The sequence below is a fragment of the Granulicella sp. dw_53 genome (genome assembly GCF_018449545.1).
GTDB lineage: Bacteria > Acidobacteriota > Terriglobia > Terriglobales > Acidobacteriaceae > Edaphobacter.
Genome location: NZ_JAAVUR010000001.1, coordinates 693,214 through 704,412, shown reverse-complemented (window position 1 = coordinate 704,412; position 11,199 = coordinate 693,214). Strand labels below are relative to the sequence as shown.

The window sequence follows — 11,199 nt, the reverse complement described above, 5'->3', positions numbered from 1 at the left end:
CCCCCTCCGCCCCCCCCCCTCCCCCCACACCCGGGTTGCCCGCACTACCCAAAAAACCCACCCCCCCCGCCCCCGCCCCCCCCCCCGCCCCCCGCAAACAAACACCCCCAAACCCCCCCAAAAAAACAACCCCGCCACAAATCCGGGTGCCCCACCCTTTCGCAGTCTTATCGCGATAGGGTGGGGTATTCGCGAAGCGAAGCGCCTTCCTCCACATCGCCACAACCCTCATCCGAGCGTCACCTTCCCCAACACCACCGCTCGCCCCGCCCCCGTAGCCGAAACCACATTCCCCGCCAAGCCGTTCCACCTCAACCACCCCAACAAAGCAAAAGCCACTGCCTCCTTCGCCTGCGCCTCCACCCCCAACTCGCCCATCTCACGAACCCGAACGCCAAGCGCCCCCAAACCCTCCCGCAGCATCCCCATCAGCGCAGCATTCTTAACCCCACCTCCAGCCACCACAAACTCCGTCTTCGCCAGCGGAGCCGCCGCCCCCAGATGCCCCCAGACAAACCGCCGGTAAGCATCCACCACCGAATCCGCCGTCAACGCCGTAGCAGTCGCCACCACATCCGCATCGCTAGCTCCAGCCCCGCGACAAAGCAGGATAAACCGATCCACAAAGGCAGAACCGAACTCCTCCCGCCCGCAACTCTTCGGCGGCAGGGCAGAGAAGTACCCACCACGCAGCACCCCATCCACCACACTCTTCAGGATCCGCCCCCGCCGTCCCACCGCCCCACCCCTGTCGAACTTCTTTCCAAACAACCGCTCCATACAGGCATCGATCACCATGTTCCCCGGCCCCGTATCGAACGCCATCAGCTCATCCACTCCAGCCCCAGCGGGAATCGCCGTCAGATTTCCAATTCCTCCCAGGTTCTGCAACACCCGGTTCACCCTCTCCGACCGGAACATCACAAAATCCAGCATCGGCACCAGCGGAGCACCCTGCCCGCCCGCCGCCAGGTCTGCCGGACGAAAATCACTCACCACCGGAACCCGCAGCCGCTCGGCAATCACACTCGCCTCACCCATCTGCCAGGTACACCGCACCGGAGCCCCCAGATACCGCGAAGCCACCCCTTGGTGATAGACCGTCTGCCCATGACAACCAACCAACCCCAACCGCATTCCGGTAGCAGCCACAGAACCCGGGTGCCCCGCCCTTTGCGGTCTCATCGCATAGGGTGGGGTATCGTGCGAAGGCGCGACCACCTTTATCCCAATCCCGAAAGCGTCACAAGCCTTAGCAACCGCCTCCCCATAAACCTCCCCCAATCGCCAGTGCAGCCGCGACATCTCCGCAGGTGCTACCGGCTCCCCCTCCATCACCCGCAACACCGCCGCCCTCACCGCCTTCGGATACCCAAATCCAAGATGCCCCAACACCTTCACCCGCGGCACCCCACCCTCCCGCAGCGCAGGCACAATCCGGCAAACCGCGACATCCACCCCATCCGCCGAGGTCCCACTCATCACCCCAGCCACCACCATCGCTTTACCCTTTTCAGCTCTTACCAATGGGATCACCCCTTAAGCCTTCAACTCCCGCTGCAACTCCGCCAGCAGGTTCAACGCCTCCCGTGGAGTCAGCCCATCCAAATCTACCTCTTCCAACCGGTCCACGATCCTCTGCGACAAGGGCGTAAACATCGTCATCTGCAACTGCGGCGCCGACGGAGCCGCCTCTCGCACCTGCTGCGTCTCCGCCTTCTCGTGCAGCTTCAGAACCTCCCGTGCCCGCCCAATCACCGCCCCCGGTAGCCCAGCCAGCCGAGCCACCTCAATTCCATAGCTCTTGCTCGCAGGACCCGCCTCCACCGTATGCAGAAACACGATTCCCCCCGCCGTCTCCTTCACCGTCACTCGCAGATTCTTCAGCCGCTCCAATCGGTCCGCCAGCAGCGTCAGCTCGTGATAGTGAGTCGCAAACAGCGTCCTCGCTCCAATCCGGTCATGCAGATGCTCCACCGTAGCCCATGCAAGCGAAAGCCCGTCATATGTTGCAGTTCCACGCCCCATTTCATCCAACAGAACAAGACTCCGTGCCGTCGCAGTATTCAGAATCGCTGCCGTCTCGGTCATCTCCACCATGAAGGTCGACCGCCCCCGCGCCACATTGTCGCTCGCCCCGATCCGCGTATAGATCCGATCCACCAGTCCCAGCCGCATCCGCTCCGCCGGAACAAAACACCCGCACTGCGCCATCACCACCAGCAGCGCCGCCTGCCGCAGATACGTACTCTTGCCCCCCATATTTGGTCCTGTAATCAGCAGCACCGCCGGGCCGGCATCCGCATCCAGATAAACGGAGTTCGGCACAAACCGCCCCCCGCCGCTCTCCTCCAGCCGCCGCTCCACCACCGGATGCCGAGCCTGTACAAACTCCAGCACCCCCGAAACCTCCACCTCCGGCTTGGCCCAGCCCCGCAACGCTGCCAGATGCGCAAAGCAAGTCAGCATATCGATCTCCGCCACCCGCCGCGCCGTCGCACGCATCCGCATCGCCGCCGCCAGCAGAGCATGCCGCAACTCCGCAAAGATCCGCCGCTCGATCTCCCCGCTGCGCTCCTGCGCCGTCAGAATCTTCGCCTCATACTCCTTCAGTTCCGGCGTCGTAAACCGCTCCGCATTCACCAGCGTCTGCTTCCGCTCATAGTCCGCCGGCACCGACTTGGCATTCGCCTTCGTCACCTCCAGGTAGTACCCGAAGACCGAATTGAACCGCACCTTCAGGCTCCCGATCCCTGTCCTCGCGCGCTCCCGCTCCTCGATCGCCACCAAAGCCTGCCGCCCACTCCGGCTCAACTCCCGCAGCTCATCCAGCTCCGCATCCACCCCCACCCGAATCACCCCACCATCCGAGAGACTGACCGGCGGCTCCTCCACCATCGTCCGCATCACCAACCGATGCAGATCCTCCAGCGCATCGAAGCCTCCCGCCCCATCCACCCCACCCAGCTCGCGCCACCGCTCTGCCTTAAAGACTCCAACCGCTGCCACCACACCCGGCAGACACCCAAGCGTTCCGGCCAGCGCCATCACCTCCCGCGGCCCAGCCGAATCCAACGCCACCCGCGCCAGCAGCCGTTCCAGATCCAGCACCCCATCCATCGACCGCCGAACTCCCTCCCGAGCCCGCAGATCCCCAACCGACTCGCCTACCGCCGCCAGCCGCGCCTCAATCTCCAACAAGTCGCTAGCAGGCCGCAACAACGTCGACCGCAGCAACCTCTTACCCATCGGAGTACAGCAGGCGTCCAACGTATAAAACAGCGTAGTCTGCGCCGACTCCCCCGAAAACAGCGGCTCCACCAGCTCCAGATTCCGCACACTCACCGCATCCAGCTCAAGGCAGGTAGACCGCTCGTAGTACCGAACCCCATCCACATGCTCGACCGCACCCTGCTTCGTCTTCTGGATGTAATGCAGCAGCGCCGCCGCCGCGACCGCCGCCGCCTCATGCCCTCCCAGCCCCATCCCATCCAGCGAATGAACCTTAAAGTGATTCCTCAACAAAGGCATCGCATACTCAGCAGAGAAAACCCACTCCTCCACCGCCGTCTTCGTCCGAATCCCATCCAGTCCACCGGCCGATTCAACCTCCGGCGGAGCCACCGAGTTCGGGTGCCCCATCTTCGCGACGGTCTTATCGTCGCTAAGGTGGGCATCGTGCGAAGCGCGACCGTTCTCTTTTCCCAGCCCCAATCGTCCACTTGTCTCTACCCCGACCAGCAACCCACCCGAGGAGTACAGTAGCTCCACCGGCCTCACCCGCCCCATCTCATCCACCAGACTCGCCCAGGCCCCCGCCCCCCCAAACTCCGTAGCCCGAAACTCCCCCGTCGACAGATCCAGCAGAGCCATCCCACAGACCAGCCCCGCGCCCGACCCCTTGGCAAACACACTCGCCAGATAATTACTCTGCTCCGCCCCCAGCGTCGGATCCATCGCCGTCCCCGGCGTCAGCACCCGAGTCACCTCTCGCCGAACGATCGTCTTGGTCTGCTTCGGATCCTCCATCTGCTCACACAGGGCGATCCGATACCCCTTCCGCAGCAGCCGCTGCAGATAAACCTCCGCCGCATGGTACGGAACCCCGCACATCGGCTGCTTCTTCTCTTTATCCCGAGCCGTCAGCGTCAGTTGCAGCTCCCGCGCTACGAGGATCGCATCCTCGTAGAACAGCTCATAGAAGTCGCCGATCCGGCAGAACATCAGGCAGTCCGGATACTGCTCCTTCGCCGCGAAGTACTGCCGCATCACCGGAGTCAGCGTACTAGCATCACTTGTAAGTTCTTTTGCCACAGGAATGCTCAGAATACCGCACCCAGCCCCTTAACCTTTCATCGCCTGTTCAAAACGGCCCCGCCCACCCCAGACCTTTTCCACTGGCAACGCCAAACCTCGCTCCGCTGTCTTAACCCATACTTCGCACGCCGGAGAGCAGACGCGTGCCAAGAGGAGAAACACAACATGAGCAATGAGCTGAAAGGAAAGAAGATCGCCATCCTGGCCACCGACGGATTCGAACAGGTCGAACTCACCGACCCCAAAAAGAACCTCGAAGCAGCCGGAGCGACCGTAGAAGTCCTCTCCATCAAATCCGGCGAGATCAAGGGCTGGGACGTCAACGACTGGGGCAAGAAAGTAAAGGTCGACCACCTCGTCAAGGACTCCAAACCTGCCGACTACGACGCCCTCGTCCTCCCCGGAGGCCAGATCAACCCCGACGAGCTTCGCATCGACAAAGACGCCGTCGCCTTCGTCAAGAACTTCGTCGGCACCGGCAAGATCGTCGCCGCCATCTGCCACGCCCCCTGGACCCTCATCGAAGCCGGCGTCGTCAAAGGCAAGACCATGACCTCCTGGTCCTCCATCCACACCGACCTCACCAACGCCGGAGCCAAGTGGGTCGACCGCGAGGTCGTCCAGGACGGCAACCTCATCACCAGCCGCAAACCCGATGACATCCCCGCCTTCAGCAACAAGATCATCGAAGTCCTGGCCAAGGCCAGCTAGAGCAAAACTGAATACGGCCTCGCTCTGGCAGCCAGATCGCGAGGGACGAGGCCGCAATCCTAAATTTCGTCACCAACGATTCCATTCCAACGAAAATACATCAGCACTTCACCGCTTTGTAATCGCCTAGCGCCAAAATTGGCCCAATGACAAAGCTTCTTTCGTCCATGTTTCTCTTGGGCGCGCTCTCCGCAGCGTGCCAGTCTCTCCCAGAAAATCAAACCCACCCAACCATCCAGATCCACGCCCACCGCGGAGGCCGAGCCGCCGAGCCCGAAAACACCATCCCGGCCTTCGAGTACGCCATCCATCACGGAGTCGACGTGCTCGAACTGGACCTGGCCGTCACCAAAGACAACGTCCTCGTCGTCTCCCACTCGCCCTACATCACCCAGCCCGCCTCCGAAGATCCCCGCATCGCCGCCGTCTTGCGCAACGAGCGCCAGTGCGACGGGCCCGCCCTCGCTCCCGGAACCGCGATCCACTCTCTCACCCTCGCTCAGGTCAAGCAGTACGACTGCGGCAACACCGTCCCCGGCTTCCCCCACCAGGTTGCCGTGCCCCACACCCCCATCCCGACCTTTGAAGAGGTCCTCAACCTCGCCCCCCAAGGCAACTTCGGCTTCAACGTCGAGACCAAGATCTTCATCAACCACCCCGAGATGACCCCCAGCCCCGAGGCCTTCGTCGCCCTCATCGACGAGGCGGTCAAGCGCCACCATCTCCAATCCCGCGTCATCCTTCAGAGCTTCGACTTCCGCACCCTTCGCGCCATGAAGACCCTCGATCCCAGCATCCGCCGCTCCGCCCTCTTCGGACAGGCCCGCTACGACGTCATGATGGGCATCACCGACAGCGACAAGACCTTCACCCACGTCGCCCAGGTCTCCGGCGCCACCATCCTCAGCCCCGACGAGAGCCTGGTCACCCCGGACGCAGTCAGATCAGCCCACCAGGCCGGCCTGCAAGTCATCCCCTACACCGTCAACACCCCCGAAGGCTGGAAGAAGATGGCCGACGCCCACGTCGACGCCATCATCACCGACGACCCCGCCGGCCTGGCCGACTGGTTCCACTCTCGAACTTAACCTCCACCCGCCACAAAAGCGGGTGCCCCATCCTTTTTGCAGCTTCATCGCAAATAGGGTGGGGTATCGTGCAAAGCACGACCGTACTCCTGTCCCAGCCCTAAACTCCCAAAGCACGGAAACGACCACGCTAAATCCGCACCCCGTTACGTCCGACCCTCCACCCCCAACTCCCGCAACAAAAACGCATAATCAAAAGCAATCTCCTTCAAATAGTCATACCGCCCCGAAGCCCCACCATGCCCCGCATCCATATTGATGTGCAGCAACAGCGGCGTCCCATTCGTCTTCAGCGTACGCAGCCGAGCCACATACTTCGCCGGCTCCCAATACATCACCTGCGAGTCGTTCAGGCTGGTCTTCACCAGCATCGCCGGATACGCTCCTGGTTTGAGGTTGTCGTACGGCGAATAGCTCTTCATATAAGCAAACGCCTCTGCCTCATTCGGATTCCCCCACTCCTCGTACTCTGCCACCGTCAGTGGCAGGGAAGCATCCAGCATCGTATTCATCACATCCACGAACGGTACATGCGACAGCACCACCGAGAACAGCTCCGGACGAGCATTCACCACCGCGCCCATCAGCAGCCCTCCCGCGCTTCCACCCTCGATCGCCACCCGGTCCGCCGCTCCGTACCCCTGCGCGACCAACTGCTCCGTCACCGCGATAAAGTCGGAGAAGGTGTTCCACTTCACCATCATCTTGCCCGCGTCATGCCAGGGATCGCCCATCTCGCCGCCCCCCCGGATATGTGCATACGCCATTACCACCCCACGATCCAGCAGCGCCAGCCGCGCCGCGCTGAACCCTAAGGGTAATGGATAGCCATACGACCCATATCCATAGACATACAGCGGATTGCTCTTGTCTTTCTTGAAGAAATCCTTCCGGTAAACCACCGACGCCGGAATCTTCACCCCATCCGCCGCCTCCACCCAAACTCTGTCCGAGCCATACAGCGCCGAATCGAATCCGCCCGGAACCTCCTGCCGCTTCAGCAGCGTCGAAGCCCCACTCTCAACGTCATACTCATACACCGAAGCCGGGGAGACCAGAGACTGATAGCTATACCGGAACGAGCTCGTCTCGAACTCCCGGTTGGCATGCGCCTGCGCCGTGTAGGCCGGCTCCGGGAAGTCGATCTCCCGAGACTCTCCGATCTCGCCCCCGTCCGTAAGCTGAATCACCGTCAGCGTGGGTAGTCCAAACCGCCGTCGTGAACTAATGCAAAATGAATGAAATAGATCGAAATCCTCAAGCGGAGCTTCTTTGTCTTCGACAATCAGTTCAACCCAGTTCTCCCGTCCCGTCACATCCACCGGAGCCGTCACCACCCGAAAGTTCTTTCCCGTATCGTTCGTCCGGATATAGAAGAGCCCATCCCGGTGATCAACCGAATACTCCTGGTCATCGATCCGCGGCGCGATCAGCCGAAACTCCCCCTCAGGATCCTCCGCCGAAAGAAACCGGCACTCGCTGGTCGTATGGCTCCCGGCCTCCAGCAGCAGATACTCCCGGTCCCTCGTCTTGCCCACCCCCACGTTGAAGCGCTCATCCGTCTCATCGAACACACGCACATCCGCCGCAATCGGCTGTCCCACCGTATGCCGGTAGAGATGGTTGTGCCGCTTCGTAACCTCGTCCTCCGTTGTGTAAAACAGGGTCTTCGAGTCCGCCGCCCACACAAACGATCCCGCTCGCTCCGCCGTCTCCGGAAAATCCTCCCCCGTCTCCAGACTCCGCACCTTCAGCGTGTACTGCCGGAAGCCGGTGTTATCCGTGGAATACGCCATCAGCCTTCCATCTGGACTGACGCTCATTCCGCCGACCGCCATAAACGGCTGCCCCACCGCCAGCAGATTCACATCCAACAGAATCTCCTCCGGCTGACCCTCGTCGAACTTAGGTCCGGTAGCCAGCCTTCGGCAATAGACCGGGTACTGGCTCCCCTCCATCGTCCGGCTGTAGAAGAACCAGCCGTGATCCGGATACGGCACCGACTCGTCCGTCTCCTTGATGTGCGACAGCATCTCCTTGTACAGCTTCGCCTGCAGCTCCTCCGTCCCGGCCATCGCTGCCTGCGTGTAGGCGTTCTCTGCCTCCAGATACGCGATCACCTCTGGAGAATCCTTCTCCCGCATCCAACGGTAGTCGTCCTGGAGAGTCTGCCCATGCAGAGTGGTGGGGGTGGGTTCCTTGCGTGCAACGGGCGGGTTCACAGCGGGGGCGGTCATGATTCTTTTGGGGCTCCTGGTTGCTGATTCCGGTTGGTGTGGACTACTATCCTGGGCTGCTGCCGAATCAAGAATACAGCCACCGCCCAGTACGCCGGTGGGCAACCCGCCACCCCACAGACTCACCCAATGAACTGACACGAAACGGCGGGGAACTCAGAATCGATTTGGAACTCGGAAGTCAAAAGAAAGTAAACTCTGAAGCGTTGCAAAACGCACCACCCGTCGAAGGAGTTAAATATGACTCATATGAAATTCAATTCAATACGTACCGTCTGCATGGCCACTGCCATAGCACTTGCTCCTGCAGCCCTGTTTGCGCAAACCGACCCGATGTCGCCCGGCGCCTCCCAAACCAGCCCAAATCTTCCTCAGCAGCAACAGGCTGCCTCCACCTCTATGCAGGATTCGACGGGTGCCATGGGGAACACCGGCCAGACCATGAGAGACAAGATGTTCCTTCGTAAGGCAACAGAGGGCGACATGGCCGAGATCCAGCTCGGAAAGCTAGCCTCCGAGAAGGCCGAGAGCCCAGAGGTGAAAGCCTTCGGCCAAAAGATGGTGACAGATCACACCGCCTTGAGCGAGCAGATGAAGCCAATCGCTCTAGGAATGGGAGTGCCGCCTCCCAAGAAGCTGAGTAAAAAAGATCAGGCCGAGTTCGACAAGCTCAGCTCCCTCTCAGGAGCCGACTTCGACAACGAGTACATCGCCTACATGGCGAAGGACCACCACAAAGACCTCCGTGACTTCCGCGACGAGGCCCAGACCGCCGGCGATCCCGTCCTCAAAGACGCAGCCGCCAAGGGGCAGAAAGTCATCCAGGAGCACACCGCCATGGTCGACAAGCTAGCCAAGGACAAAGGCATCGCGACGGTCAGCCGCAAAGAGGATTGAATCAGAACCTATAACACTCAACCAATGGAGGGGCGCTTCAAGCCCCTCCATTTTCTTTCGCCACTTTCCTCAGCAAATTCGCATGTCAAGCCCCACTAACCCTTCATTCGTTGGGATCAATTCTCTAATCCATTTAGAATGAGTTGCTTGTCCTCCTAAAAAAGTCCTCCCAGATGTGGCACTTTCACCCCATCGGTTTTAGTAAACTTAAAGCAGGGATCAAAGAGCGATTCTTCCCTGAATTGGTTCCATCAGCTTCCACCAAAAGGCGTAAGCCCTTGCGCTGCACGTATTTGGACGCAACTCTTTTCGATGGAAGAATTTAACGCGGCTGCTGGGAAGTAATCCGCTCAATCGAAACGGGTTACACGCGGGCAAGGGGGGGCACCCCCCCGGTCAGGGAACTTATCCGGGACGTCCAGCGTAGAATCAACCATTGATGAAGCGCATCCTGCATGGCCTGACCCTTGTTATCCTCTTGCTCGTAACCGCAGGCGGAGCGCACGCCGAGAGGGTCAGCGATCTTCCTGCTCCAACCGGCTACGTCAATGACTTCGCAGGAGTCCTATCGCCCGCCACCAGGGAGAGCGTAGAAGACCTCTGCACCCGTGTCGACCGTCAGGCCCACGCCCAGATCGCCGTCGTCACCATCAAGACCCTGGACGGCGATCAGTCGATCGAGGAGTTCGCCACCGCCCTCGAAGAGAAGTGGAAGATAGGCGCGAAGGGAACCGACCGCGGCGTCCTGATGCTTCTCGTCATGACTCCCCGGCACGGCCGCATCGAGGTCGGATACGGCCTCGAAGGCATCCTCAACGATGCCAAGGTCGGCGATATCGGCCGCTCCATGGTGCCCGCAGCCCAGCAAGGCGACTACGACACCGCAGTCCCCTTGGGAGTCCGGCAGATCGCCCAGGTCATCGCCACCGACGCCGGCATCACCCTGACCCCCAGCCAGCAGCACACCTACCACCGGCAGGAGGCTCAGCCGGTGCAGCTCAGTCTCTGGCAGGTATTGGTCGGCGCCGGAGCGGTCCTGCTGGTCCTCATCCTGCTGGCCAAGACCGGAAACCTCGGTCTCATCTTCTTCTTCCTGGGCAGCCTCATGGGCGGAGGCGGAGGAGGAGGCGGTGGACGTGGCGGACGCGACGACGACCGTGGCGGCGGCGGAGGCTTCGGTGGCTTCGGCGGAGGAAGCTCCGGAGGCGGAGGCGCAAGTGGAGATTTTTGAGACCGAAATGTAAACCAGAGATACAGGAACCTGAGCCGCAAAGAAGGGCGATGCGAACCACAGTGATACAGTACAGCCGTGGAGCTGAGCCGGTCATCGAATAACCGAAACGTGGAACGAAAGTCGAGGCATAAATGAAAGCTCTTTGGATCTCTCTTGGCATTGTGGGTCTGATCATCGTGGTCCTGCTCCTGATCGGCGGTAGTTACGTCGGAGCCAAGAACACGATGGTGCAGAAGAATGAGGCCATCAACCAGGCCTATTCGCAGGTCAACGTCGTGCAGCAGCGCCGCCTCGACCTCATCCCCAACCTCGTCGCGTCGGTCAAAGGCTACGTCAACGAGGAGTCGACCGTCCTGACCAACATCGCCAACGCCCGCGCTGGCGTCCTCGGCGCACCGGATCGCGCCTCCCAGATCCAGGCCAACTCCAAGTTGGACGTCGCCCTCGGGCCGTTCTTCCGCCTCCAGGAGCAGTATCCCAACCTGAAGGGCAGCGAGCAGTTCACCCGCCTCACCGATGAGCTCGCCGGAACCGAAAACCGTATCGCCGTAGAGCGCCAGCGCTACAACAAAACCCTCGAAGACTACAATATCTTCGTCCGTCAGTTTCCGAACAGCATCTGGGCCAACATCGCTGGATTCCACTACCGCGACGAGTACTTCAAGGGCAATCCTGAGAACAGCACCGCTCCAAAGGTGGACTTCAGCAAATAAAC

At 61.0% G+C, this 11,199-nt stretch carries 8 protein-coding genes; 5 read left to right on the top strand and 3 right to left on the bottom strand.

The features are described 5' to 3' along the window. Positions 1–228 precede the first annotated feature (228 nt). Both HB393_RS02955 and mutS read right to left on the bottom strand, forming a co-directional pair. A complete protein-coding gene (locus HB393_RS02955; RefSeq protein WP_345944992.1) occupies positions 229–1,536 on the bottom strand; it encodes an anhydro-N-acetylmuramic acid kinase in 1,308 nt (435 codons plus the stop codon). A gap of 3 nt (positions 1,537–1,539) precedes the next feature. Next, positions 1,540–4,314 (bottom strand): DNA mismatch repair protein MutS, encoded by a 2,775-nt coding sequence (gene mutS / locus HB393_RS02950; protein ID WP_213803630.1) that lies wholly within the window; start codon positions 4,312–4,314, stop codon positions 1,540–1,542. 168 nt (positions 4,315–4,482) lie between these two features. Between mutS and HB393_RS02945 the strand changes: the two genes are divergently transcribed. Both HB393_RS02945 and HB393_RS02940 read left to right on the top strand, forming a co-directional pair. Then, positions 4,483–5,028, top strand: coding sequence for a type 1 glutamine amidotransferase domain-containing protein (locus HB393_RS02945; protein WP_213803629.1), 546 nt, complete (start codon positions 4,483–4,485; stop codon positions 5,026–5,028). 146 nt (positions 5,029–5,174) lie between these two features. Then, positions 5,175–6,116, top strand: a complete 942-nt coding sequence (locus HB393_RS02940) for a glycerophosphodiester phosphodiesterase family protein (protein WP_213803628.1) — start codon at positions 5,175–5,177, stop codon at positions 6,114–6,116. Between the two features lie 146 nt (positions 6,117–6,262). Here HB393_RS02940 and HB393_RS02935 read toward each other — a convergent pair whose 3' ends face one another. Beyond that, entirely contained in the window at positions 6,263–8,353 is a 2,091-nt protein-coding gene (locus tag HB393_RS02935) for a S9 family peptidase (protein ID WP_213803627.1), read from the bottom strand. 240 nt (positions 8,354–8,593) lie between these two features. On the opposite strand from HB393_RS02935, the gene HB393_RS02930 reads away from it, so the two are divergent. The 3 genes from HB393_RS02930 to HB393_RS02920 all read left to right on the top strand — a co-directional run bounded on the left by HB393_RS02930 (position 8,594) and on the right by HB393_RS02920 (position 11,197). Further along, positions 8,594–9,250: a DUF4142 domain-containing protein gene (locus HB393_RS02930; RefSeq protein WP_213803626.1), complete on the top strand. Its 657-nt coding sequence runs from the start codon at positions 8,594–8,596 to the stop codon at positions 9,248–9,250. A 439-nt stretch (positions 9,251–9,689) separates the two neighbouring features. Next, positions 9,690–10,481 (top strand): TPM domain-containing protein, encoded by a 792-nt coding sequence (locus HB393_RS02925; RefSeq protein WP_213803625.1) that lies wholly within the window; start codon positions 9,690–9,692, stop codon positions 10,479–10,481. A gap of 134 nt (positions 10,482–10,615) precedes the next feature. Next, positions 10,616–11,197 carry a LemA family protein gene (locus HB393_RS02920; protein WP_213803624.1) on the top strand — a complete coding sequence of 194 codons (582 nt, stop codon included), beginning with the start codon at positions 10,616–10,618 and terminating at the stop codon, positions 11,195–11,197. The last annotated feature ends 2 nt before the right edge of the window (positions 11,198–11,199 follow it).

Coding starts and splice junctions, on each gene's coding strand:
- HB393_RS02945 (WP_213803629.1), top strand. CDS start 4,483: ATGAGCAATGAGCTGAAAGGAAAGAAGATCGCCATCCTGGCCACCGAC.
- HB393_RS02940 (WP_213803628.1), top strand. CDS start 5,175: ATGACAAAGCTTCTTTCGTCCATGTTTCTCTTGGGCGCGCTCTCCGCA.
- HB393_RS02935 (WP_213803627.1), bottom strand. CDS start 8,353: ATGACCGCCCCCGCTGTGAACCCGCCCGTTGCACGCAAGGAACCCACC.
- HB393_RS02930 (WP_213803626.1), top strand. CDS start 8,594: ATGACTCATATGAAATTCAATTCAATACGTACCGTCTGCATGGCCACT.
- HB393_RS02925 (WP_213803625.1), top strand. CDS start 9,690: ATGAAGCGCATCCTGCATGGCCTGACCCTTGTTATCCTCTTGCTCGTA.
- HB393_RS02920 (WP_213803624.1), top strand. CDS start 10,616: ATGAAAGCTCTTTGGATCTCTCTTGGCATTGTGGGTCTGATCATCGTG.